This is a genomic window from Paenibacillus xylanilyticus, from assembly GCF_047246825.1.
In the GTDB taxonomy this organism is placed as follows: Bacteria; Bacillota; Bacilli; order Paenibacillales; family Paenibacillaceae; genus Paenibacillus; species Paenibacillus xylanilyticus_B.
The window spans coordinates 2087301-2112308 of record NZ_JBFOLB010000001.1 but is presented as its reverse complement, the minus strand read 5'-3'; the positions used below and the strand labels follow the sequence as shown (position 1 = coordinate 2112308).

Below are 25008 nucleotides of genomic sequence, written 5' to 3'. Positions count from 1 at the left end.
ATGCGAGGTACCAATGTAAACTCTGAAAGGAGGTGAACAACAAATGGAAAAGAAGGAATGGCAAGCACCTGCACTGGAAGTGTTGGAAGTAAACCAAACTATGGCTGGAACTGGTTACAGACAAATTGACTGGATCTCCGAGCATGATGCAGACCTCTACGATCCAACTTCCTAAGTTTTTAAGCTTCACGAAGTGCCATTATACTTAAAGGGCGGAAAGACAACATGATCTTTTCGCCACCGCCCTTATATTTGAGTCATATGAATATAAGGGCTTTTTTACATTCAGCCTTGCTAAGGAGGAGTCATTCATTGGTGCCTGTGCAGTATGAAGCATATGGATTGCGTTGGCTAAGCCAATTTCAAATGCCAGAACTCCAGATCGTGCAAGACAGCACGGATGCTGGTGATATCGACGTACATATCCAGTCTGACGATTTAACCCTACTGTGGGAAGAGTGGAATGTGGGAAATGAAAATTTTGTATCTCGTGACGGCCGTCTGTTTTTTCGAATTGAAGATACAGGCCTGTTCCTGATCGAACAAGGACGAAGAATTATTGTTAGCCCTAAGCAGGACGCAGATGAAAAAAAGGTCCGATTGTTTATTCTCGGCACATGTATGGCGGTCATTATGATGCAGCGGGGTATTCTGCCACTACATGGAAGTGCCGTGGTGATCGATGGATGGGCGTATGCATTTGTTGGGCATTCGGGTGCGGGCAAATCCACTTTATCAGCTGCTCTGGCTTCGCGCGGATATCCGCTTCTGACCGATGATGTGGTTGCCATAACCTGGGACGCCGGAGGGAGAGCCATTGTATCCCCGGGGTATCCACAGCAGAAACTGTGGCAGCCCAGTCTGGACGGGTTTGGTATGAAAGAACAAAACTATGCCACCGTACATGCCGAGATTACGAAATACGCGATACCTGTGCAGCATTATTTCCATGAGAGAGCTGTTCCGCTTGCCGGCATTTTTGAGCTGAATCCCAAACCGGATGCCCTTCACGAGCCCACCAAGCTGACACAGATTCAGGGATTGGAAAGACTTCATATGCTGTGCACACATACCTTCCGAAGTGCTCTTGTGGCACGGCAAGGTCTTGCGCAGTGGTTGTTCGAAACAGTCTCCAGACTGTCTGCCAGTGTAGAAGTTTGCAGATTGACAAGGTCAGGCTCTGAATTTACTGCATTCGAGATGGTCGAACGAATCACAGATCATATACGCAAAGGAGTGCATACAGGACAATGAAAAGTACAAAACAATTCGATTGGAAAGATCGTGTAAAGCAGAAGGAAGGCAACCTCGTCAGTGACATGGGCGGGGAAAAAGTCATGATGAGTATCCAAAGCGGAAAATACTACAATCTTGGCAGTACCGGAGGACGAATCTGGGATCTACTGGCCGAGGAACGGACACTGGCTGACTTGGTCGAAGTGCTGGCCTCCGAGTACGAAATTGATGCGGATACGTGTCACGAACAAGTTGTTCAGTTTCTTGAGCACATGTCCCGTGAGGGATTAATCAACATCGCTCACGAGGGTTAGGACAATGCTGCGTAAAATCAAAGCTTATCTTTCGTTGCCACGCGAGGTCCGGCTTATGGTTTGGGAAGCCTACATTCATTTGGGGTGGGCCCGAATCCTCAAAGCAAGACCCTTTGCCAAAATCGCCCCAGGGCTCGGTACAGCGCTGTATGAAACCCCCATGAACGGAATGAATCGAAATCAGATTTTAGCGATTAGGAACGTTTCCAAAGCCATTATGCTGGCAAGCAAGTACACCTTATGGGAGAGTCGCTGTCTAGTCATGGCGATCGCTGCAATGAAAATGCTGGAACGCCGCAAAATAGAGAGTACGCTATATATGGGAACTGCGCGCAACAAGCAAGGACAAATGATGGCTCATGCCTGGCTGCGAAGTGGGAAATTAATCGTGACCGGAGCAGATACTATGGACCAATATACGGTTGTCGGCGTGTTCGGCAAACGTTGTCCGGAGAAGGGAACTGGAGAAATTGTCTATGAATCTTGAATTTGATGACTACACAAGAGGGTTTCCGCAGGAGCTCAAGCTGATTTTGATCATTATGAAAGATGAGCTGCAGGAGCTTGCTCCGGGAGCAGTCAAAGCTTTGACCGAAGGAACGGACTGGCAGCTCTTTTTACGACTGGTCTATCATCACAGGTTGTACTCGGTCCTTTATATGAAACTCAAATCATTAGAATCTCCATTTATTCCTGCTGCTGTCGTAGAGGGTTTAAGACAGGAATATACGGCTAATACGTTTCGCATGCTGCACCTGACGGCCGAAATGGAGCAGGTTTGTACAGCTTTTAATGAAAAAGGGATTCGGAGTATTACGTTAAAAGGGCCTGCGCTCGCCCACGATCTCTACGGAGATGTGTCTTTAAGGACATCCAAGGATTTGGACATTCTCATCCCATTTGAAGATGTGGAGTCTGCGGAACAGATTCTCGTAACACTCGGTTATGTATCCAAGGAAGGTAAACGCACGCCAACCGTTCAAAGCTGGAAATGGCGGGAGCATCATATCTGTTACAAGCATCCTCTCAAAAAAACACAAGTGGAAATTCACTGGCGGCTTAATCCGGATTCCGGTAAGGAAACTGATTTTGAATTACTGTGGCAGCGCAGTCGGTTTAGCACGTATACTCAAACTCCGGTTCGAATGCTTGAACGAGAAGATCTGTGGGCCTATCTGGTGACTCATGGTGCCCGGCATGGCTGGTTCAGATTACGCTGGCTTATGGACATCGATCAGATGATTCGCAGCATGCCTCTGGATGTAAATCTGCTGACAAGGCGTTTAAAAGCGGAAGGACGGCTCTCCATTGGTGCACAGGCTCTGCGGCTTGTATCCGTGCTGCTGAACACACCTTTGGATGCGAGTTATCGCGGCTTATTAACTTCTCAGGAACGTGCTGGCGAACGGCTGGCTAAACATGGCGTGTTATTTATGAATGAAATGCTGGAAACTCCGGCGAATTTACGAAGTTACCGTTCCTATCTGTTTGCGCTGAGAAGCACCAGACAGAAAATGTTTTTTTTCATTGAACGATTATATCCGAGTACCTGGGATGTGGAACAGCTGCCGCTTCCTCGCTCTTTGCACTTTCTATATTTTCCGTTACGTCCTTTTCTCTGGTTCTGGCGGCGAATGAAAAGGAACACGATGACGGAAAGGGGTTAATCCATGATTTCAGAACTTCGATTTTATATGCGCAAGCTGCGTGATATAACAGGACCCGTCCTCTATTGGAACTTGCTGGGTATGATCTGCATTAGTTTAATGGAGGGAATCGGCATTTATATGCTTGTTCCGATGTTAAGTTTAATCGGTGTGTTTGAAATGAGCTCAACCGGTTTACAGTTACCCTGGCTATCAGAATTACTAGGTCGTCTCTCCGAAAATAGTCAGTTGCTGCTGGTACTGGGCGTTTTCGTTGTAATTCTCTCCGGACAGGCATGGCTTCAGCGTCTTCAGACGATTCGGAACACGCGGATTCAGCAGCAATTCATAAGAACATTGCGTCAGGAAACCTATCGGGCCATCATTATGGCCAAATGGTCTTTTTTTCTCCAAAAACGAAAATCCGATTTTAACCATATATTAACGACCGAACTCGCTCGTGTCAGCCAAGGAACGAATCTGATTCTGCAAATGGCTGCGTCTTTAATCTTTACAGGTATTCAGATCGCTCTCGCTTTTTGGCTGTCCGCCAAGTTAACTGCCATTGTACTTGTCTTCGGACTTGTTTTGTTCTTCGTCCTCAAAAAATTCGTCCAGAGGGCAAAGCAGATTGGGGATCAGACATCCGAATTATCCCAACATTACTATAATGGCATTACAGAGCATTTTAACGGTATCAAGGACATCAAAAGCAACATGCTCGAGAACTCGCATATCGGATGGTTTGAAAAAATATGCAAACGAATCGAACGTAACGTCATCCAATTCAGCCAGTTGAACAGCGGTACACAGCTTATTCATCGCGTATCTTCCGCTGTGATTATTGCCGCCTTCATTTATTTGTCACTGCGTGTTCTTGCCGTACCCCCGGCAAGTCTATTGCTTATTATCCTTATTTTTTCCCGGTTATGGCCCAGGTTTACATCCATTCAGTCCAATCTGGAGTATATTAGCTCTATGCTGCCGGCGTTTCAGCTTGTCCGAAAGCTGCAGGCTGAGACTGAATTGAGTCGCGAGATTAGCGATTTCACCAACGTAACCACAGAAACGATCGGAAATAAGGGGGGAGAGCTTCATCCCGTTCAACCACTCGAATTAATGCGTTCCATTGAGTGTATGAATGTCAATTACCGTTATGAGGGCAGTCAGTCTTACTCACTCGAAAATGTTAATGCCTCGATCCCTGCGAAAGGCATGACAGCCATTGTCGGCAAATCAGGTGCCGGAAAGAGCACCCTGATTGATCTTGTTATGGGACTGGTTCGACCAGAGAGTGGGCAGATTCTTATCGATGGTGTCCCACTATCGGAGGAGCTATTATTGGCGTGGAGAAGCTCCATTGGTTATGTATCGCAGGATCCATTTTTGTTCCATACCAGCATCAGAGAAAACTTGAGGCTGGTAGATCCTGATGCTAGCGAGGAACAGATGTGGCAAGCCTTACAATTTTCCTCCTCGGCTGCGTTTGTCCGCAGACTTCCTCAAGGGCTGGATACGATGATTGGGGATCGGGGGATTCGCTTATCCGGAGGGGAACGCCAGCGTCTGGTACTGGCAAGAGCCATGCTGCGCAATCCGTCTGTACTCATCTTGGATGAAGCAACTAGTGCATTGGATAGTGAGAACGAGCAGCACATTCATGCTGCACTTGAACGACTGAAAGGCCATGTCACCATAATCGTGATTGCCCATCGTTTATCCACAATCCGTACAGCGGACCGGGTGATCGTATTGGAGGAAGGTCGGGTTATCCAACAAGGAGGGTACCAACAACTATCTACAGACCCTGTAGGAACCTTCAGTAAGTTATTAAATATGCAGGCAGGTGTCGTTGGGCAGTAATTGGATGGTTTTGAAAAATAACCCTTACATTCTAAAAAGGCACAGGATGGTCACTGTGCCTTTTATCTGATATTTTCGATAATTAATCTATAGACGCTGATTAAACGTGGCTGGTGGTGGGAGCAAGAGGCAGTTGAAGGGCTCCTGTCAACTCGAGATAACGTACAATCTCCTGTACGGCTTCATGCAAAGACAGCTGTTCTGTATCAATAATAAGGGAAGGCTCTTCCGGTATATCATAAGGTGCCGAGATGCCGGTAAAATGGGGGATGTCCCCGCTGCGTGCTTTTTTGTACAGACCTTTTGGATCACGTCGCTCACATTCCTCAATGGAACATTGAACATAGATTTCAATGAAATCTTCCGGTTCAAACAAATCTCTGACCATTTTCCGATCCTGTGCATGAGGAGAAATAAAGGCTGAAAGAACGAGCAACCCGGCGTCCACCATTAATTTGGCCACTTCACCAATACGACGCAAGTTCTCTTGCCGATCCTCAGCTGTAAAGCCAAGGTCGCGGTTAAGGCCATGGCGTACATTGTCTCCATCCAGTACATAACAACGAACGCCTCGCTCATAAAGATGCTGTTCCAAGGCAAATGCAAGCGAGGATTTACCAGCACCGGATAGTCCGGTAAACCACAGTGCACGGCTGCGATGGCCGTTATGTATTTCCCGTTCCTGCCTGCTTAAGCTGGACTGCTGCCAGGTAATGTTGCGTTCTTCCTTCGACATGGATATCCGCCTCTCCTACTCATGATATGTATTATATTTTAACATATTTTCAAGAATATAGCACGATTTTTAATGATTTAAGGTGTAGCGTGAACTTCATCATTTTCGGGTATAGATGTAGTACACCCATAGCAGGAGGAAGAGCAATATGAACGAAAAAATACAGAACATACAGGTCAGCTTTCAATGTGCGGACTGTGAGCATGACATCCAAGTGAGTTTTGCTGTACAGCAGGTAAGTACCGTACGTTGCTCAGGGTGTAATAGGGCTTACACCTTAATGAAACCGACGATTGGTGAAGAAATATTGCTCGATTGGGAGCAGGAGGCGTTATATCATAAAATGAGGGCAGATCGTTCAGAAATGGATTATCACAACATGTCTGCACTGATTATAAAAGTCATAGAATTGCTAACTTGGCGTGACCGCGGTGACGGACAGACTAAGGCGATCGAAACGGTTAGGGAGTGGTTATCTTCCAGCGGCAAGCCGCAGACATTGATTGAATTGCTGCATCAGCCCGAACAGAGTAATAAACGCTTCTGATTCTGTAAGTTCGCGTGACATGATTCAAAAGTTACATACATTAGCTGTTCCTGTGGCATATTACCTGAAGGGGATCGTGATAGGAAGCGACAACCAATTATTCAGGAACAGGAGCGGTTGAAATGAAGCGATGGGTTTCATACATGCTGTTGACTGCCGTAATGGCGTTCAGCATTTTTCCGGTGCATACTGAAGCGTCGCCAGTGACCGGAGCGTTTCACTTTGGATTCAAGAAAAGCCAGAACGGGCAGCTGCCCTCCATTGATCAGGAAGGTTTCAAATCGATCCTGCAGCATAATGATGCCATCTTTTTGGGAGATACCAAACAGAAAGAACTATATCTCACGTTTGATAATGGATACGAAAATGGCTATACACCAGCAATACTGGATGTGCTGCGTGATAAAAAGGTGCCTGCCGCTTTTTTTGTCACCGGCCATTATCTGAAAGATCAGCCGGAACTGGTTAAACGCATGGCTGCAGAGGGGCATATTGTAGGCAACCATTCCTGGAGCCATCCGGATATGACACGGGTATCCAATGAAAAGCTGAAAACGGAGCTTGAACAGGTTAAGTCGGAAGTGAATCGTTTGACTGGACAGCAAGCGACCTTTTTGCGACCGCCGCGTGGCATTTTTAACAACCGCACTCTTGCGGAGAGCCATGCTCAGGGGTACATCAATGTGTTCTGGTCCCTGGCTTATAAGGATTGGGATGTCAATGTTCAGCGTGGAGCTGACTATGCACGTCAACAGGTGCTCAAGCAATTACATCCTGGGGCCGTTATTCTCCTGCATTCCGTCTCCAAAGATAACACGGAGGCTCTGGGCTCAATCATAGATGAAGCACGGAAACAGGGATACGCGTTCAAAAGTTTGAATGAATTGAAAACGAAAAGTTATTAAAGCGAATATAGTAATAAATAGAAGGGCATCCTTGGCTAGGTACAGCCAGGATGCCCTTTGTGGGTTAATTTCAGACGTATAAATACGCTCATAACGTTAAGTTTGTTTTTATAAAACCGTGTTATAGATGATTCCGATCGTTTTGGGGCCGCAATGACTGCAGATCACGCATCCTGCCGTAGTTAACTCAACACGAGCACCGGTCTGTTCCTGCAGAGACTTCTGCAAATCAAGTGCATCCTCTTCAGCCATCGTATGTACAACAATGATCAGGTCTGTATCGATCTGATGCTTCTGGCTAAGCGTATTTTGCAGCATTTGATCAAGAGCCTTTTCCCGTTTGCCACGTACTTTGTAGGCAGGCGACATCTTGCCATCCGCTACCCGAATGACAGGGCGAATTTTAAGCAGGCTTCCGATCAGGTTCTGCATTCCCGAACAGCGGCCCCCTTTGTGAAGATACTCCAAGGTATCAATGACAAATTCGGTCCGTACATTCGGTTTTATCGCTTCAACCAAATGGGTAATTTCATTCAGGTTCTGTCCTTTTTCTGCAGCATGCACTGCTTTCATAACAAGCAGGCCAATCCCGGATGAAAGATTGAGTGAGTCCACAACAGAGATCCGACCTTCCGGAAACTCTGAACTTGCCAGCAGCGCGTTTTGATACGTGGAAGAAAGTTCAGAAGACAGGCTGATATACAGGATGTCGTCCCCTTGTTCTATGTAAGGTTGAAAAGCCGTTATAAAATCAGCAGGTGATGGGGCAGCCGTCTTGGGCAGCCTTCCTTCCTTGCTTACGCGCTCGTACAGCTGTTCCGGTGTAATCTCGGCACCATCCTTCAAAGATTCATCACCGAATACCACATACAATGGAATGATACCGATATCATGAGTTTTAATCCAGTCTGGTGTCAGATCACTGGTGCTATCAGCAAAAATTTTGATTCTTGACATGTCAATCTCCTTTGGATATGAGAATTTGGCAATATGATCGATTTTCTGACCGTTTTATGTCATATACATGCCAGCTAGAATGAGTCCTGCAAATGCAAGGACCATAATCCCATTAAGTACAGTTCCGATAATAGGGAAAACCTTTTTACGCTTTTTAAGCACAAGACCGATGACTCCGAGTATAAGACCAGCGAAATTAAGAACAAGACAAACCAGGATAAATAAGGATGACAGCAGTACAGCCGGATGCAGAGCAATTTCCTCAACCTGCGCAGGTGTTGTCAGAGTTCCGATGACACCGCTGAGTGCAATGGCTGCAAGGAAGAAAGTCAGAATATAACCCAGAAGTGCAACGAGTCCAATGACAAAACTGGCGATGCCCGGGCCGGAATGTTTCATTCTGTTCAGTACAGGATCACTAGGTTCTTCAGGATAAGTCGTAAATAGGTCGTTGTTGCCGGAATCGGATTCAAACGTATTTTTATGTTCCATTAATATCATATCCCTCCTTAATCATTGTTGTTGTTATTAACCTCATTTAAGTATGGTGATTCTCCTGACAGCTGCAGGAGTACAGACCTTTTTACTTTTCCATAATTAACGATAAAAATCAAGGTTTCTCTTCACTTTGTACCCTAGTAGACAGGTCCTGATATGAATCAGATTTTCACGAAAAGTATGGATGTCTCTCACCAGACCGCTTAACTGGTAAACAGCTCAGAGATTCGCTAGAATATCATTAGTGTGACATGACATAAAGGAGAGAAGTTAATGCAACGAATATGGATGACGATTGGTGCTGTTTTGACGATGCTGTCTGTAGCAATTGGTGCGTTTGGTGCCCACATGCTGAAGGAACGAATCGGCGCAGATGCCATTGCCGTGTATGAAACTGGAGTACAGTATCACATGATACATGCCCTTGCACTGCTGATTGTGGGATTAACAGCGGGTCAACTCGGAGCATCCTCCAAGCTAAAATGGGCGGCGCGCCTGCTGTTTATTGGTATTATTGTGTTCTCGGGCAGCTTGTATGTACTTAGTATTACGGACATCAAGGTTTTAGGTGCCATCACGCCAATTGGCGGTGTCGCTTTTATTGCTGGATGGCTGTTCTTTGCAGTAGACGTGTGGCAACGTGGAAAAAACCGTTCCTGATTGGGAGCGAGTGGACAACCCCATCCGGTGAGTCTTCCTTAAGAAAATGCTGCGCTTACATAAGCATTTTGAATCATTCGATTCTACTTTACTCGCCCGGGTACTACAAACTATGGACAGGGAGAAGCATCCTGACCCAACTAACGGGTCATATAAGAATGAAAAAAGCAGCTTGCGTGGAATGTTGTGAAATTTCCACGTAAGCTGCTTTTTGTTTGTTTGCGCTCGTTGAATGATCTACAAAAATTCGTCAATTTCATTCGTTCGGAATGAATAGACCTGTTTTTCATCAACATGGTAGACACTTACAATGCTGTTATCCCGATCAAAATTCAAAATGCGGCATGGAATGCTCTGATGTTTGCCGTTCTTGTTGTTTACCACAATCCGTGTAAGCCGGTTTTCCTTAATGAGGGTGTCAATCCACTCATCAAACGAATTCCCTTGAGAAGCACTGGCCGGCTCTGGTGCAGCTGCCTTCTGGGAAGTAACCGTTTCCTTTTGGTCTTGTGGTTTTGCCGAAATCGATGAATTTGTTGATTGATTCGATGGAGCTGTTTTCATTCCGCCCAATTGAGATTTTTTCCGTTCGTTGTGAAGGGAGGTAATAGAGTCTTTTTTGGACTGAATTGTCGCTTCAATAATTTTGCCAAGCTCTAAGCCGGATTGAATCCGAAAGTCCGCAATCTGTTCCTCTTTGTTCATGAGCTCCAACAGGGACTGTAGCGCCAAGGCATTCGAGCGGCTCTTGATAAGAATGTCGACATTAAATAAAAAGCCAACTTCTTCTCCGTTGGATAAGGTTTCTTTCATTCATCCCAGCCCCGTTTGTAGATATGTCAGTCAATAAACCATTTCAATTCACTATATCATTAATGTAACAATAATCATAGTACTAAAGATGTAGAAAATAACGCATTGCACCGGGAATCTAATAACAACTTCAATATGACATTTCTAACCGTTTTGGTTTGTTTTCCGCAGGTGTCCACACCGAGAATCGGAATGGGGCATACAATTATCCTGACCTGTGGGAATAGGAGGTGGATCGTGAGATTATGGTGAGCATGGAACCGATTGTAGTTGGAGAGCATGTGTTGGTCGGGGTGGAAGTGAAGCTGCCCAAAACCACGTTACTGACGATAAACACATCCAAAGGATATATCATGTGTGGAGCACTTGATGTCGGATTACTTAACGAAAAGCTTGGGGATCGCAAGATCATTGCGGCTCGGGCAGTAGGGGTGCGCACATTGGAACAGTTGCTGCATGCACCTATGGAGTCTGTAACAACAGAAGCTGAGGCCATGGGCATTACTGTTGGCATGACAGGTGTAGAAGCCTTACTGAAGATGATCTGATTCTGGACAAATTCCGATGCTTCTAAGAAAATTGGATGTAAGTCGGACGGCATTCTCTTTCTCAACAACAAACTCATTTACAATAATAAAAAGGGCTCCCGTGGGAGCCCTTTTTGTATGCTAATCATGCATGTCAAGCCATATAACTAAGCTTCTTCCTTGGCAAACAAGGCAGCAAGATTTTCCTTGAACGGAGCTCGAACAACGCCTTTCTCCGTGATGATGGCTGTTACATATTCATTAGGCGTCACATCAAATGCCGGGTTAAACACTTTTATACCCTGCGGTGCTGTTCGCTTGCCAAATCCTTCGGTCACTTCCTCTGCAGAACGTTCCTCAATCGGAATGAGATCACCGGAAGGCGTGGACAAGTCAATGGTGGACAAAGGGCTGGCTACATAGAACGGAATATTGTGCGCTTTGGCTAGTACCGCTACGCTGTATGTTCCGATTTTGTTTGCTACATCACCGTTTGCTGCAACGCGGTCTGTACCAACGATAACGGCCTGGATCCATCCTTTGGACATCACCATGCCTGCCATATTGTCGCACAGAAGCGTAACATCGATACCCGCTTGCTGCAGTTCGAATGCGGTAAGCCGAGCGCCTTGAAGTACAGGGCGAGTTTCGTCCGCGAATACCTTAAGGTTAATGCCGCGTTCCTGTGCGAGATACATTGGAGCGGTTGCCGTGCCGTATTTGGCTGTAGCAAGTCCACCAGCGTTGCAGTGCGTTAACACGCCCATACCATCTTCGAAGAGTGGAAGGGCATGCTCTCCGATCATACGGCAAACTTCTTCATCCTCTTTTTGAATCAGGAGGGCTTCGGCTTCCAGGGCTGCGTTGCTATCTTCAATGCCTGTGCCAGCTTCGGCCAGGTCACTTGCTTTTTGCATCATGCGATCCAGTGCCCAAAACAGGTTCACCGCTGTGGGGCGTGAAGTGGCCAGATGGGCACAGATGGATTTCACATGATCCAGCCAGCCTTGCACAAAGAGTCCATCATATGCTTTGGCACCCAAAACCACACCGAACGCAGCAGCGATTCCAATGGCTGGAGCACCGCGAACTTTCATGGAATGGATAGCCTCCCACACTTCTTCGGGAGTGTAAAGTTTCAGCATCAGTATGGTTTCCGGCAGCAGACGCTGGTCAAGCATTTCGAGCTTGTCCTGTTTCCAGATCAGAGAGGACAGAGGCTGATGTTCAGGGTTTGTCATGGATGTTCCTCCGTTCCTAAGTTAAACTTTGATTGAGGAGATGGCTGTCGACACAAGGTCCAGCACTTCACCGATGGTATTCAAGCGGCGATTGTTTTTAATTAGTGTTTTACCGATAGCGAGCGCTTTCCGCTGAGCATGTTCACGTTCAGCAGCATCCGGTATGGTATCAATATCGGCAACATGGGCAAGGCCCACAATACGACGGACCATTTTGGTGCCCGCAAAGCCGATCGAATCTCTGAATAATTGTTGTACATAGAGGTCTTCATAACCTGGCGCTTTAGCCATCGGATCAACGAGATCAGAAACCCATAATGCGCGGAAGCGAGTTTCAAATTCATTCCATACATCACGAACCATGTCCAGCAAAAGTGTCTCACGCTTATGGAGGGCAGTTTCATTCTGAATCCATCCTGGCAAAGAAGCGTAGTTCAAAAGCAGGTTGGCGAGTACGGCACCCACGTCAAATCCAATAGGGCCATAAAAGGCAAACTCGGGATCAATAACCTTTGTGGATTCTGGTGTGACAAAAATACTTCCCGTATGCAGGTCTCCATGAAGCAAGGCTTGTCCATGAGTCAGAAATTTTTCCCGTAGCAAAGCTACCTCAAGATGGAGTGCTCCATCTGTTCGAAGCGCTTCAGCTTCATCCTCAATCGATGCATCATAATTATTTTTTTCAGCGATCCGATAAGGCTCATCAAAGATCAGATCTTCCGTTATTTTACACTGATCCGGATTAACGAATCGACCTTGTTTTTCTTTTTTTAATTGTTGGTTCATGCCAAGATCGGATGTGAAAAATAGCGTTCTTGCCATGAACTCCCCGATATGCTGTGCAAAGAGAGGGTAGGTGACACCTTCAATAAGGCCTTTGCGCATGATTACATGATCACTGAGATCTTCCATCACCGTCAATGCGAGATCATCGTCATAGTGATACACTTCTGGCACCATTCCCGGGCAGAGGCGGTACTCTTCCTGAAGAATTTCACGTTCAATTCGGGCACGTACGAGAGATAGTGGCCAAGATTCCCCAACCACTTTCGCATAAGGAAGCGCCTGTTTGATAATGATACTTTTATCGGAGTTCTGATCGGTAATATGAAAAACCAAATTCAGATTGCCATCGCCGATTTCACGACATTCCAGATTCGCATCTGCCGTAAATGGACCCGGTAATGTTTTGGCCAGTTCGATTGCTTCCTGGGGTGTTAAAGGGTGATATTGGGACAAGGATGCCACCTCCATATATATGAAGAAACAGGAAAACCTACTTCTTTGCTTGGTATAAGTCAGTATATCGGAATTAACCCGTTTTTTGTACCCTTTTTTTGAGATGAAAGCAGCCTGTCTTGTTTCGAACTTCATGTGCAAGGGTAAAAACGAATAGGCCGGACGGTTCACAGATTGCTGCCGAAAGGCTCGCCGCCCTATAGCGGTGCCATATTGTTAAATCTCTATTATGCAGGGCAAGTTACACTGTCCACCATACATAATAGACTAATTTTATAATAAAGGATGGGATTCAGATGGCTACAAAAAACAAAACAGATCAAGCGAAATCCGTAGAACAAGTACTTAATCGTCAGGTGGCAAACCTGAACGTCCTGTATGTCAAAGTCCATAACTATCACTGGTATGTAAAAGGACCAAACTTTTTCACACTGCATGTAAAATTTGAAGAGTTCTATAATGAAATCACCGTACAAATGGATGAAATCGCAGAGCGCATTCTTACGCTGAAAGGCAGCCCTGCAGCAACAATGAAAGAATATCTGGAGCTATCCTCCATTCAGGAAGCGGCCGGCGGCGAAGATGCGAATACCATGGTGCAAAACCTGATTGAGGATTTTGCTACATTGTCCAATGAGTATCAGGAAGGTATTGAAGTGGCAGAAGCCGCCGAGGACCAACCGACATCAGACATGCTCACCGGGTTCAAAGCGGATCTGGAGAAACATATGTGGATGCTGCGCTCTTTTCTGGGCTAAGCCAAACTTATAGTGCTGTTTATGTAAGGTCTTTGTCTCACTATCAGGGTGTTTCCCGGATCTCGATCTAAGTTGTCAGGAACAAACAAAGCGTCTATACTGCTGACAAGACTCATTTCGGGAGGAGATACGCCATGTTAGGCACAACGACACCGGCATTAAAAGAGTGGGCTTCCGCAATTAAGGCGCTGGAAAACGGTCGCCAGATCCTGGTGATGCGTAAAGGCGGAATTGTGGAGGAAACCAGACATTTTGAGCTGAAAAGTCCAGCGTTTTATCTGTATCCGACTTATGAACATCAGCGTAAAGAACTGATTAAGTCCTCAGATCATTCCTATGTTGAAGAATCATTGGCCGAATGGGTGCCCGAAGCTTCGACGATCCGTATTACTGCATATGCCGAAGTGACGCAGGATTTGGAGATCAGAGATCAGGAGATGCTGGACCGACTTCAGGACTTTCATATGTGGACATCGGATTTTGCCGAGGACCGCTTGAAATGGAAACGGAAAGATCCCTTACATGTATTAATACTCCGTGTGTACCGTTTGAATGAACCGATGGAGATACCGGTACTGCCTGAATATAATGGGTGCCGTTCATGGATTTCCATTCCGAATGGTCCGGTGCCGCGCGAAATGACGCTGGCAGTGGACGTTGCGGATTTTGACAAACAGGTACAGAAGATTAACGATATGCTCAAAATATGAATGAAATAATGAAGGGCTTGTCCAAAATATGGATAAGCCCTTTTTTGGCAAGGGTTATATCGAATGAAATAATGAATCTCAGTGATTTTTCTCACTGTGAGTTGGAAGGAATGACGGTTTCTTATTTGATTCAAACCCGCTTTTATTATAGAATCAGGTAGAATCATGTTTCCAGTATGGGACAAGTGTTCTCGGAAATGACTTGATAATCAATGAGAATCAGTTTAGAATTATTCTAAAGTGATTATTGCTTTGAGAATTGCGGTACTTGTAGAAATTCAGGGGAAGCCCTGTTCAGATATTAAATAGGCGCTTTTTCGTTTTCGACAGCAAACATCAATTTAATCAATGGAGGGAAACAATACACATGGCTACGAATTTCGTCATTGAAGGTCTGAAAGCGACGATCGAAGGTAAAGAAATCCTGAAAGGCATCAACCTGGAAATGAAAGGTGGAGAAATCCACGCAATCATGGGTCCAAACGGAACAGGTAAATCCACATTGGCATCCGCTCTGATGGGTCACCCTAAATATGAAGTAACAGACGGTACAGTTACGCTTGATGGTGAAGATGTACTGGATATGGCAGTTGACGAGCGGGCGCGTGCAGGTCTGTTCTTGGCTATGCAGTATCCAAGTGAAATTGCTGGGGTAACCAACTCTGACTTCCTGCGCAGTGCAATTAACGCACGTCGCGGCGAAGGAAATGAGATTTCTTTGATCAAGTTCATCCGTCAAATGGAAGGCAAAATGAAAGAACTCGACATGAACCCTGAGTTTGCTCATCGTTACCTGAACGAAGGTTTCTCCGGTGGTGAGAAAAAACGTAACGAAATTCTGCAAATGATGCTGCTTGATCCGAAAATCGTAGTACTCGATGAGATTGACTCCGGTCTGGATATCGATGCTTTGAAAATCGTGGCAAACGGTGTGAACGCAATGAAGAGCGAAGATCGTGGATTCCTCATCATTACTCACTACCAACGCCTGTTGAACTACATCACACCTGACTACGTACACGTAATGATGCAAGGTCGTATCGTGAAATCCGGCGGACCTGAACTGGCTCACCGTCTGGAAGCAGAAGGATATGACTGGGTTAAGGAAGAACTGGGAATTACAGACGAAACTGTAGGCCAAGAAGCGTAAAGACAAAACGGAGGAGGATAATCAATGACTACACAAACAATTCTTCCGGTTGAATCTGAAGCGCTTCGCGCCTTGTCGGAAAGTAACAATGAACCCGGCTGGTTGACCGAGCAGCGGCTTGAAGCCCTTAAGCTTGCAAGTGGTCTTGCGCTTCCGAAACTGGAAAAACAAAAAATTGAACGCTGGAATGTCAGCGAATACGGCACATACAAAGCAAGTGAAGCTATTTCCTCGTTGGAAGAAGTACCAGCTTCTATCAAAGATCTCGTTCAGGACCAAGCGGAAGGCAGTCTGGTTATCCAGCGCAATTCCGGCACAGTTTACTCCAAGCTATCTGCTGATCTGGCAGCAAAAGGAGTTATCTTCACGGATCTCGCTACAGCGGTTCGCGAGCATGGTGATCTGGTGAAACCTTATCTGAACACAGCTGTGAAGGCAGATGAGCATTCACTTGCTGCTCTGCATGCAGCTCTTTGGAATGGCGGGGTATTCCTGTATGTTCCGAAAAATGTTGAGATTGAAGTTCCGCTTCAAGCTGTGCTGCTCACAGATGATGCATCTGCAACATTTGCACCTCATGTGCTTGTTGTAGCTGAGGCAAACAGCTCTGTGACCTACGTGGATAACTATGTTTCCGGTGAACTGTCCGCCCCTGTTTTCCACAACGGTGTCGTGGAAGTGTTCGTTAAAGCCGGTGCAAAAGTACGTTTTGCGTCTGTTCACCAGCTGTCTACGAACGTTACTGACGTTTCCTTCCGCCGTGCAGTGGTTGAGAACGATGGAACAATCGAGTGGATCGTTGGGGAAATGAACAATGGCGATACAGCCAGCAACACCATGTCCGTGCTGAAAGGCAATGGTTCCAGCTCGGATTCGAAAGTAATCGCAGTTGGTTCAGGATCCCAAAAAATCAACTACACAACAGAAGCTCGCCACTTTGGCAAAAACACGCCAAGTCAGATGATTACTCGCGCCGTTATGCGTGAAGAAGCTTCTGCCATCATCAACGGAATTACCAAGATCGAAAAAGGTGCAACCAAAGCGGATGGACAGCAAACAGAGAAAGTACTGATGTTGAGCCCGAAAGCACGCGGAGATGCCAACCCAATCCTTCTGATTGATGAGGACGATGTTACAGCAGGTCACGCGGCTTCTGTAGGTCAAGTCAATGCAGAGCAAATCCATTACTTGATGTCGCGCGGGATTAACCGTACGGATGCGGAACGTCTGATTATCTACGGCTTCCTGGCTCCGGTGGTGGCGGATATTCCTCTGGAAGCACTGCGTACCCAATTGCAGTCTCTCATCGAACGGAAACTGGGACAATGAACCCATCGATTCGCGAGCAGTTCCCGATCCTCCACCAGGAAATCAACGGACATCCGCTCGTATATTTAGATAACGCTGCGACTTCCCAGAAGCCGCTGGCTGTTATCGAAGCGATTAAACATTATTATGAATTTGAGAACTCCAATGTGCATCGTGGTGTGCATACACTTGGAAGCCGGGCAACAGATGCGTATGAAGGTGCACGTGAGAAGGTTGCCAAGTTTATCAACGCACGCCGTACACAGGAGATCATTTTCACCCGCGGGACGACCACAGCGCTCAATTTGGTGGCTTCGTCCTACGGTCGGGCAGTATGCAAGGAAGGCGACGAGATCGTTATCACACCGATGGAACATCACAGCAACCTGATTCCATGGCAGCAGGTAGCCAAGGAAACAGGTGCGACATTGAAATATATTCCGCTTCAGCCAGATGGCAATATTGATTTGGCGGATGTGGAGAAGACGATTACGAACAAGACAAAAATTGTAGCAATCGCTTATGTATCCAATGTAATGGGTGTCATTCATCCGGTAAAACAAATTGCTGAAATTGCACACCGCAATGGTGCTGTCATTGTTGTTGACGGCGCACAGAGCACACCGCACATGAAGGTGGACGTACAGGACCTGGACTGTGATTTCTACGCATTGTCTGGCCACAAAATGTGCGGACCAACCGGGATCGGTGCACTTTACGGCAAAAAGGCGCTGCTGGAGTCCATGGAACCGGTTGAGTTCGGCGGTGAAATGATTGATGATGTCGGTCTCTACGAATCCAATTGGAAAGAACTTCCCTGGAAATTCGAAGGCGGAACCCCAATTATCGCAGGTGCGGTTGGTCTGGGTGCAGCGATCGATTTTCTGGAGCAGATTGGGATGGATGAGATTGCCCATCATGAAAGTGTACTGGCAGCTTACGCAACAGAACGTATGGCAGAGATTGACGGGCTGACGATCTATGGCCCAGCGAAGCGTCATGTTGGTGTGGTCACCTTCAACCTGGGGGATGTACATCCACATGATGTGGCTACTGTTTTGGATGCGAGTGGCGTGGCCATTCGTGCCGGACACCACTGCTGTCAGCCGCTTATGCGCTGGCTGCAAGTCAGCTCAACAGCTCGTGCCAGCTTCTATCTATATAATAATGAACAAGATGTGGACCGGCTTGTCAGCGCCTTAATTCAGACAAAGGAGTATTTTGGCGATGCAACTTGATGATCTGTACCGGCGTGTCATAATGGACCACTACAAAAACCCGCGTAATCGCGGAACGTTTGACAATGACGCTGTCACGGTGAATTTGAACAATCCTACGTGTGGCGACCGGATTTCATTACAGCTTTTACTGAAAGACGGAATCGTTCAGGAAGCCAAGTATACGGGAGAAGGCTGCTCCATCAGCATGTCTTCGGCATCGATGATGACGGAGGCAGTCAAAGGCAAAACAATGGATCAGGCACTCGACATGGCTAACCGTTTTTCCTCACTGATGAAAGGGGAAGAAGTCGATTTCGACGATTATGAAGATCTCGAAGCCCTATCCGGTGTGAACAAGTTCCCTGCACGCATCAAATGTGCCACTCTGGCCTGGAATGCTTTACGCAAAGGAATTGACGAAGAGGACAATGTACAATAACGATAGGGAGGTAGAGCAAGATGGCTAAAAAAGCACCAGAAATGGAAGAGTATAAATATGGTTTTCGCGACGAGCACAAATCCATCTTTCAAACCGGTAAAGGTCTGACTGCAGAAGTTGTTACCGAAATTTCCCGGATTAAGAACGAACCGGAGTGGATGCTCGAATTCCGCCTGAAAGCACTGAAACAATTTGAGAAAATGCCAATGCCAAAATGGGGCGGAGATCTCGATGGTCTGGATTTCAACGATATTCAGTACTATGTTCGTCCTTCTGAGAAGCAAGGGAAAACATGGGAAGAGGTTCCTTCCGAAATTAAGGAAACCTTCGATAAACTGGGGATTCCGGAGGCAGAACAAAAGTTCCTCGCAGGTGTATCCGCCCAGTATGAATCCGAGGTTGTATACCACAACATGCAAAAGGAACTTGAAGATCAAGGCGTGATCTTCATGGATACCGATACGGCTCTTAGAGAGCACCCGGAAATCCTTCGTGAATACTTCGCTACGGTTATTCCGCCAGCGGACAACAAATTTGCAGCACTGAACAGCGCTGTATGGTCCGGAGGAAGCTTCATCTACGTGCCTAAGGGCGTTAAATGTGAAGTGCCTCTGCAAGCCTATTTCCGGATTAACTCCGAAAATATGGGACAATTCGAGCGTACACTTATCATTGCTGACGAAGACAGCTTCGTTCACTATGTTGAAGGCTGTACAGCTCCAATCTACAGCACGAACTCGCTGCACAGTGCAGTAGTTGAGATCATCTGTAAGAAAAATGCCCGTGTTCGTTACACAACGATTCAAAACTGGGCACCAAACATCTACAACCTCGTAACCAAACGTGCTGTTGCTGAAGAAAATGCAACGATGGAATGGGTCGATGGTAACATCGGTTCCAAACTGACGATGAAATATCCTGCCGTTGTATTGAAAGGCCGTGGAGCAAAAGGTTCCGTACTCTCCATCGCTGTAGCTGGTAAAAATCAGCATCAGGATGCAGGTGCGAAAATGATTCACTTGGCTCCAGATACAACTTCCACCATTGTATCCAAGTCCATCAGTAAACATGGTGGTAAAGTAACCTACCGTGGTCTGGCTTCCTTTGGACGTCAAGCGGAAGGTGCCAAATCCAATATCAAATGTGATACGCTCATTCTGGATAATGAGTCCACGTCCGATACGATTCCATACAATGAAATCATGAACGATAACATTATGCTGGAGCACGAAGCAACGGTATCCAAAGTGTCCGAGGATCAACTCTTCTATCTGATGAGCCGTGGTCTGACCGAAGCTGAAGCAACACAAATGATCATCATGGGCTTCATTGAACCGTTCACCAAAGAATTGCCAATGGAATATGCGGTAGAAATGAACAGATTGATTAAATTTGAAATGGAAGGCAGTATTGGTTAATGGCTGCTTGAATAAGGATCAGGGGATTTTCCCCTGATCCTTTTTTATTTTGAATCTGCCAGCTGACGTTGAATTATTTAAAATGGATCACAGGTTTGTTTTTTAGTATAAAATAGGTTCAACAGCACAGGCGATTTCATAGATTGCTGCATCTATTGATAGAAAAGGATGGTGAATCTATGAGCTTCAATCCTTTTGCAGGATATCGCATCACAAGTTCGTTTGGTTATCGCATCCATCCGATCCATGGTGGACAGACATTCCATCGGGGGATTGACCTCGTGACAGAGCCATGGAATGGCCCTGTGTATGCATTTATGGAAGGGACCGTACAATTTGCTGCTGAAGGAGCCACAGGCTCTGGATTTGGCGGTTATGGGCTTACGGTAGCTATACAGGACCATCGTGGGTATCTCCATTGTTATGCCCATCTTTCACGGATTGCGGTTAGCGTGGGACAACGGATCAAACGAGGTCAGCTTCTGGGTAATCAAGGCAGCACTGGTCAAAGCACAGGCCCTCATGTCCATTATGAGATTCGAAAAGCGAGTACACCTTCTTATGGATACACGGCGAGTGTGGATGGAGTGGTTGAGCCGGAAGCCTATTTGCAATCGGAATTCGGCTCTATATCTGAAGAGCAGGAGGCCCCGCCGATGACGAGTGAGGAGAAGAAAGCTTTTGAAGCGATGGAAAAGTCGCTGGAAGCCCAAGCGTCCTGGATCGCGCAGCAGAAACAACTTTCCAATATGCCTTGTCCGCCTTGGGCAGCTGAAGCGTATAACTATTATCATTCTTTTATAATGACGGATACAGGCAGTTACGACTTTTGGCGGTTGCTGGTTATTATGTATCGCAAGGAGAAAGGGATCAAAGTCCCGACTGATTCGGAAAAGTAAAACATGAACCAATGAGCGCCCCATGAGAATTCATCGCGTGCTAGAAGCAGGCTGAAGACCATTTAATGAATATTGCCATTTCGCCCGGTTCGTACCTCCTGCAAGATCATATGTTAGGGTATACCTTATGAAGAGGAGGCAATCACATGAGCGAAGTTGGATATGGCTGTGGTGGCAACGTAGGCGGCGTAGGTGGATACAACCCATTCACATCGACAGGTGCAATCTTGGTTCTGTTCATCCTGTTGGTAATCATCACTAAAGCATTCTACGTGTAATACGGGCAGCAAGCCTGAATAAGCAAAAAGGGAAGCCGATTCCGGCTTCCCTTTTATTCGTCTAGCAGTCATAAGTTCGTATGAAGTGCTCTAATTGTATTTCTTTTTCTAGATGTTGCTTTCATAAAAAAAGTAGTTATTGAACATAAATTTCGACGATGGCGATATCTCTTTCTTTTGCTAAATCGATAAAGGCTGAAGATGTCTGAACGAGTGGGCGGAAATAGTCTGCAGGGTTATTCATGACGATAATGCCGGTTTCCCCTGATGTCAGTAGAACCCTTTTGCCTATAAAATTGGGCAGCATATGTTTGATGAGTTCCTGAGTAGCCTCCGCATTGAGCTGGCCGAAGCTAAGGCTGTACAACTCGCACAGAACGGAGATTAACTCCTGCTTGGTCTGATATACCCGATTGGTCGTCATCGCGCTGTAAACGTCAGCTACGGCCGTAATACGGGCATATGGATGGATATCGTTCCCTTTCAGCCCATGGGGATAGCCACTGCCGTCTTCCCGCTCATGATGCTGAAGGGCCACCGTTGCAAGAAGCTCATCCTGGGTAGACTGTTTGACAATTTCGTATCCGTATAACGTATGTTTCTTCATTTCTTCGAATTCTTCCGGCGTTAATTTCCCCGGTTTATGTAGCATTTCAGGAGCAATCTTGGACTTGCCGATATCATGCAAATAACCCGCTTTGGCCACTGTCAGACATTCATCGGGGTTGTAGCCCATCCAGCCAGCGATATAAAATGCAAGCATCCCCACTTGCAATGAATGGTTGTAGGTATAATCATTATCACCGTCAAGCATCAGCAGGAGGGAAACGACATCTTTTTGCTTCTCCAGTTGTGAGGTTAAGTTAATCAAAATCTCATCGACCTGAGCTTCGTCAATAAACCCTTTCTCCATGGCTTGCTTAAACAGGGATTCGGTACCTTTGATCGTATCGTCAAACAGGGTAGCTAACAGACGGGTTTGATCGGAAGGTAAGGTTTGCGTATCAGAGTGTAGGTCGGATGTTGTATGTTCTACATCTGCGTAATCGATTCCATGTTGCAGCAATTTGGTAATATCGTCTTCGCTGAGTAAGGAACCTTTCATCAGCATGTGGAGACCTGAACTGTTGTATACATCGTTTTTTAACAGATCCCCAGGTTTAAGATCAGTAACATGCACTCTCACGTATAAACCACCTTTTCCTCGACTTATATCGACACATAGGTTTATAATAACAAGAAAAAAATGGGTTGACAACGACTTATTTACTAATTTAATTAGCCTTGCAAGAGGTGGAATGACTAATTATTAATTGCCCATGGGGTTCCAGGGTCCCAGTTGATGCCCCTTCCACTCGGAACCATCCTCCCATATTTCCTTTTTCCAGATCGGGACGGTTTGTTTCAGTCTCTCTATGGCGTAGCGGCTGGCATCATAACAATCGCTGCGGTGAGGCGAGGAAACAGCAATAACGACACTGATCTCTGCCACGTCAACCTGACCAATCCGATGACTGATTGCACATCTTACCCCGGGCCAGCGCTCGGAGATTTCGCTTCCGATGGCAGCCATTTGAGAGAGAGCCATAGGCACGTAGGCCTCATATTCCAGATGAACCGTTCTCTGTTCTCCGGTCATTTCACGAGTTGTTCCCACAAAAGTCAGGGCTGCTCCGTGGTTTGCCGTGATAACCAAAGCAGTTGTAGCTTCCACCGAAAGGGGGGACTTGGTGATCAAATACAAACCGTCTTGGGTACGATGCTCGGAGAGCGAAGACCTATGCTCGGTATCTGAGTCTCCGGTGCCATCTCCTCCTGAGACTGGAGGAATTAATGCCAGTTCATCCCCGGTCTCAATTACTGTATCGGCAGGAGCGTACTGCTGGTTAACTGCCAGAAAGGAAGCTCGAATCTGTGAAGCAGCTTCCGGATAGGCAAGGGCAAGGCTTTCTTTCAGATGAGCTGCTGTCAGGATGCTCTCCGAGTATTCGTATTCGAGCAGGGAAGTGCCCAGACGTTCAGCAATACCTGCAAATAGTTGAATGGTTAGTTTCATACGTATGCGTCACCTCTTTTTGATCTCTAAACCCTTTCAATATATCATAACGACGCGGAAAATGTTATGCTTATCTATTAGAGGAATGTGCGTTAAGCAAGGATAGAGAGGAGGCGGTGTGATGAGCACCAAGGAAACACAAACCTTAACCATTCTGCATACGAATGACATCCATAGTCATTTTGGTTCCATGAGCTCTATCGCCGCCATGATTGCACAGGAGAGAGAACAGGGCGATAACATTCTGGTTCTGGATATTGGGGATCATATGGACCGGATGGCCGTTGAAACGGAAGGGACACTGGGTGCAGCCAACGTTGATGTAATCAATCTGACGGGGTATGATGCCATAACGATAGGCAATAACGAGGGACTGACATTTACGCCAGAGCAGCTGGAACAGTCATATTCCGGACTTTTGTGTCCTGTGGTGTGCGGGAATGTTGTGGAAGAGGTCAGCGGCCTTCCTCCAGGGTGGATGAAGACTTCTCTTATTGTGGACAAAGGTCCATTTCGGATAGGTCTGCTCGGAGCTACCGCACCCTTTACGGCTTTTTATGACTTGCTGGGATGGAAGCTGCTGGATCCGGTGGAGACGCTGCGCAAGCAAGTCGAAGCATTACGGCCTGATGTGGATGTCGTGATTATTCTCTCTCACCTGGGTCTTTCAACCGATCGGAAACTGGCGGAGCAAATTGAGGGCATTGACGTTATTCTTGGCGGACACACACACCATGTACTCGAAGAACCTCTGGTCATTGGAGATGCGGTGCTTGGAGCAGCAGGGAAGTTCGGTCAGTGGCTTGGAAAAGTCGTGCTGGAGCGGGAAAGTGGGGCGAATCAGCTTGCACTGGTTAGCAGTGGCTGTATTCCCTTGAAGAACCAGATGCTGGATGAGAATGTTGCACTGGCAATCGCCGCACATCGTGCTGAGGCAGAACGTACTCTTGGCCAGACAGCTGTAATGATTGACAGAAATCTTCCGATAAAGTATGAAGAGGAGTCACCATTTGCATCGCTGCTGGCACAGGCTGTAAGACATTTTACGGGAGCGCAGTTGTCTCTCGTTAATGCCGGTCAGCTCCTGGGTGAACTACCGCAAGGGAACATCAGCAAGGGGATGCTGCATTCCCTATGTCCTTCTCCGATCAATGCCTGTACAATAAAGCTGAAAGGCAGTGAGATTCGTGAGGCACTGGAGCAGTCCTTGCTGCCAGAGTATATCGAAAAACCAATTATTGGGTTTGGATTCCGCGGGAAAATCCTCGGTACGCTGTGCATGGATGGTATGGAAGTAGAGTTTGACCCACAAGAACCTCCATATAAAAAGATTCGTGCAATATACATCGAGGGCAAGCCAATGGGGGATGAACAGGAATATGTGGTCGGGACTCTGGACATGTTTACGTTCAACGTGGGATATCCTTCGTTAGCTCAGGGAACCGAAATAGCATACCGACTTCCTGAATTCATAAGGGACTTGCTTGAGATTGAGTTAAAAAGACCAGGGGCGCTGGATGACAGCCTGCGGTCCCACTGGCACGAAAGGATATAACGAGTACTTGCCTTCTGCTGAAGCGGCGGCTAGTG

At 46.5% G+C, this 25008-nt stretch carries 28 protein-coding genes; 20 read left to right on the top strand and 8 right to left on the bottom strand.

All coding sequences use genetic code 11. From position 1 onward, the window contains the following. Positions 1-43: 43 nt before the first annotated feature. From AB3N00_RS09170 to AB3N00_RS09145, 6 genes are all read left to right on the top strand, one after another. A complete protein-coding gene (locus AB3N00_RS09170) occupies positions 44-175 on the top strand; it encodes a paeninodin family lasso peptide (RefSeq protein WP_413034256.1) in 132 nt (43 codons plus the stop codon). Positions 176-312: 137 nt separating this feature from the next. Then, positions 313-1254: an aldolase gene (locus tag AB3N00_RS09165; RefSeq protein ID WP_413034255.1), complete on the top strand. Its 942-nt coding sequence runs from the start codon at positions 313-315 to the stop codon at positions 1252-1254. Beyond that, positions 1251-1550 carry a lasso peptide biosynthesis PqqD family chaperone gene (locus AB3N00_RS09160; protein ID WP_413034254.1) on the top strand — a complete coding sequence of 100 codons (300 nt, stop codon included), beginning with the start codon at positions 1251-1253 and terminating at the stop codon, positions 1548-1550. The genes AB3N00_RS09165 and AB3N00_RS09160 overlap by 4 nt, the downstream gene beginning before the upstream one ends. 4 nt (positions 1551-1554) lie before the next feature. Then, a complete protein-coding gene (locus AB3N00_RS09155; protein ID WP_413034253.1) occupies positions 1555-2037 on the top strand; it encodes a lasso peptide biosynthesis B2 protein in 483 nt (160 codons plus the stop codon). Beyond that, a complete protein-coding gene (locus AB3N00_RS09150) occupies positions 2027-3217 on the top strand; it encodes a nucleotidyltransferase family protein (RefSeq protein ID WP_413034252.1) in 1191 nt (396 codons plus the stop codon). Before AB3N00_RS09155 ends, AB3N00_RS09150 begins: the two co-directional genes overlap by 11 nt. Before the next feature lie 6 nt (positions 3218-3223). Further along, positions 3224-5059: an ABC transporter ATP-binding protein gene (locus AB3N00_RS09145; RefSeq protein ID WP_413035232.1), complete on the top strand. Its 1836-nt coding sequence runs from the start codon at positions 3224-3226 to the stop codon at positions 5057-5059. 100 nt (positions 5060-5159) lie between these two features. Here the strand turns inward: AB3N00_RS09145 and cysC are convergent, their stop codons facing one another. After that, the gene (gene cysC, locus AB3N00_RS09140; protein WP_413034251.1) at positions 5160-5795 is read right to left on the bottom strand and encodes an adenylyl-sulfate kinase; all 636 of its coding nucleotides are present in this window, start codon (positions 5793-5795) and stop codon (positions 5160-5162) included. A 148-nt stretch (positions 5796-5943) separates the two neighbouring features. Between cysC and AB3N00_RS09135 the strand changes: the two genes are divergently transcribed. Then, on the top strand, positions 5944-6342 hold the full coding sequence (locus AB3N00_RS09135) for a hypothetical protein (RefSeq protein WP_413034250.1): 399 nt from the start codon (positions 5944-5946) through the stop codon (positions 6340-6342). A gap of 122 nt (positions 6343-6464) precedes the next feature. Continuing rightward, positions 6465-7247, top strand: coding sequence for a delta-lactam-biosynthetic de-N-acetylase (pdaA, locus tag AB3N00_RS09130; RefSeq protein ID WP_413034249.1), 783 nt, complete (start codon positions 6465-6467; stop codon positions 7245-7247). A gap of 108 nt (positions 7248-7355) precedes the next feature. Here the strand turns inward: pdaA and AB3N00_RS09125 are convergent, their stop codons facing one another. Both AB3N00_RS09125 and AB3N00_RS09120 read right to left on the bottom strand, forming a co-directional pair. After that, positions 7356-8204, bottom strand: a complete 849-nt coding sequence (locus AB3N00_RS09125) for a DegV family protein (RefSeq protein ID WP_413034248.1) — start codon at positions 8202-8204, stop codon at positions 7356-7358. 54 nt (positions 8205-8258) lie between these two features. Continuing rightward, positions 8259-8696: a hypothetical protein gene (locus AB3N00_RS09120; RefSeq protein ID WP_413034247.1), complete on the bottom strand. Its 438-nt coding sequence runs from the start codon at positions 8694-8696 to the stop codon at positions 8259-8261. 279 nt (positions 8697-8975) lie between these two features. Here AB3N00_RS09120 and AB3N00_RS09115 point away from each other — a divergent pair, with 279 nt between their 5' ends. Further along, a complete protein-coding gene (locus AB3N00_RS09115) occupies positions 8976-9362 on the top strand; it encodes a DUF423 domain-containing protein (RefSeq protein ID WP_413034246.1) in 387 nt (128 codons plus the stop codon). Between the two features lie 237 nt (positions 9363-9599). Here the strand turns inward: AB3N00_RS09115 and AB3N00_RS09110 are convergent, their stop codons facing one another. After that, a complete protein-coding gene (locus AB3N00_RS09110; RefSeq protein WP_413034245.1) occupies positions 9600-10175 on the bottom strand; it encodes a hypothetical protein in 576 nt (191 codons plus the stop codon). Positions 10176-10420: 245 nt separating this feature from the next. Here AB3N00_RS09110 and AB3N00_RS09105 point away from each other — a divergent pair, with 245 nt between their 5' ends. Next, positions 10421-10723, top strand: a complete 303-nt coding sequence (locus AB3N00_RS09105) for a YunC family protein (protein ID WP_095288232.1) — start codon at positions 10421-10423, stop codon at positions 10721-10723. Between the two features lie 146 nt (positions 10724-10869). Here the strand turns inward: AB3N00_RS09105 and mtnA are convergent, their stop codons facing one another. Then, positions 10870-11943 carry an S-methyl-5-thioribose-1-phosphate isomerase gene (gene mtnA / locus AB3N00_RS09100; RefSeq protein ID WP_413034244.1) on the bottom strand — a complete coding sequence of 358 codons (1074 nt, stop codon included), beginning with the start codon at positions 11941-11943 and terminating at the stop codon, positions 10870-10872. Between the two features lie 21 nt (positions 11944-11964). After that, positions 11965-13182: an S-methyl-5-thioribose kinase gene (mtnK, locus tag AB3N00_RS09095; protein WP_413034243.1), complete on the bottom strand. Its 1218-nt coding sequence runs from the start codon at positions 13180-13182 to the stop codon at positions 11965-11967. Positions 13183-13478: 296 nt separating this feature from the next. On the opposite strand from mtnK, the gene AB3N00_RS09090 reads away from it, so the two are divergent. From AB3N00_RS09090 to AB3N00_RS09050, 9 genes are all read left to right on the top strand, one after another. Beyond that, positions 13479-13940: a Dps family protein gene (locus AB3N00_RS09090; protein WP_175399607.1), complete on the top strand. Its 462-nt coding sequence runs from the start codon at positions 13479-13481 to the stop codon at positions 13938-13940. Positions 13941-14074: 134 nt separating this feature from the next. Next, the gene (locus tag AB3N00_RS09085; RefSeq protein ID WP_413034242.1) at positions 14075-14650 is read left to right on the top strand and encodes a DUF1802 family protein; all 576 of its coding nucleotides are present in this window, start codon (positions 14075-14077) and stop codon (positions 14648-14650) included. 367 nt (positions 14651-15017) lie between these two features. After that, the gene (gene sufC / locus AB3N00_RS09080; RefSeq protein WP_095288227.1) at positions 15018-15800 is read left to right on the top strand and encodes a Fe-S cluster assembly ATPase SufC; all 783 of its coding nucleotides are present in this window, start codon (positions 15018-15020) and stop codon (positions 15798-15800) included. A gap of 24 nt (positions 15801-15824) precedes the next feature. Then, the gene (gene sufD, locus AB3N00_RS09075; RefSeq protein WP_413034241.1) at positions 15825-17129 is read left to right on the top strand and encodes a Fe-S cluster assembly protein SufD; all 1305 of its coding nucleotides are present in this window, start codon (positions 15825-15827) and stop codon (positions 17127-17129) included. After that, the gene (locus AB3N00_RS09070; protein WP_413034240.1) at positions 17126-18346 is read left to right on the top strand and encodes a cysteine desulfurase; all 1221 of its coding nucleotides are present in this window, start codon (positions 17126-17128) and stop codon (positions 18344-18346) included. Before sufD ends, AB3N00_RS09070 begins: the two co-directional genes overlap by 4 nt. After that, the gene (gene sufU, locus AB3N00_RS09065) at positions 18336-18767 is read left to right on the top strand and encodes a Fe-S cluster assembly sulfur transfer protein SufU (RefSeq protein ID WP_024629096.1); all 432 of its coding nucleotides are present in this window, start codon (positions 18336-18338) and stop codon (positions 18765-18767) included. The genes AB3N00_RS09070 and sufU overlap by 11 nt, the downstream gene beginning before the upstream one ends. Positions 18768-18787: 20 nt before the next feature. Then, positions 18788-20185: a Fe-S cluster assembly protein SufB gene (gene sufB, locus AB3N00_RS09060; RefSeq protein WP_413034239.1), complete on the top strand. Its 1398-nt coding sequence runs from the start codon at positions 18788-18790 to the stop codon at positions 20183-20185. A 179-nt stretch (positions 20186-20364) separates the two neighbouring features. Further along, positions 20365-21084: a M23 family metallopeptidase gene (locus tag AB3N00_RS09055; RefSeq protein ID WP_413034238.1), complete on the top strand. Its 720-nt coding sequence runs from the start codon at positions 20365-20367 to the stop codon at positions 21082-21084. 146 nt (positions 21085-21230) lie between these two features. After that, positions 21231-21362 (top strand): YjcZ family sporulation protein, encoded by a 132-nt coding sequence (locus AB3N00_RS09050; RefSeq protein WP_222125181.1) that lies wholly within the window; start codon positions 21231-21233, stop codon positions 21360-21362. Between the two features lie 136 nt (positions 21363-21498). Here AB3N00_RS09050 and AB3N00_RS09045 read toward each other — a convergent pair whose 3' ends face one another. Next, positions 21499-22548, bottom strand: coding sequence for an HD-GYP domain-containing protein (locus tag AB3N00_RS09045; protein ID WP_413034237.1), 1050 nt, complete (start codon positions 22546-22548; stop codon positions 21499-21501). A gap of 123 nt (positions 22549-22671) precedes the next feature. After that, complete coding sequence (locus AB3N00_RS09040; RefSeq protein ID WP_413034236.1) at positions 22672-23418, bottom strand: molybdenum cofactor biosynthesis protein; 747 nt, start codon at positions 23416-23418, stop codon at positions 22672-22674. Between the two features lie 121 nt (positions 23419-23539). On the opposite strand from AB3N00_RS09040, the gene AB3N00_RS09035 reads away from it, so the two are divergent. Then, positions 23540-24973: a bifunctional metallophosphatase/5'-nucleotidase gene (locus AB3N00_RS09035; RefSeq protein WP_413034235.1), complete on the top strand. Its 1434-nt coding sequence runs from the start codon at positions 23540-23542 to the stop codon at positions 24971-24973. The last annotated feature ends 35 nt before the right edge of the window (positions 24974-25008 follow it).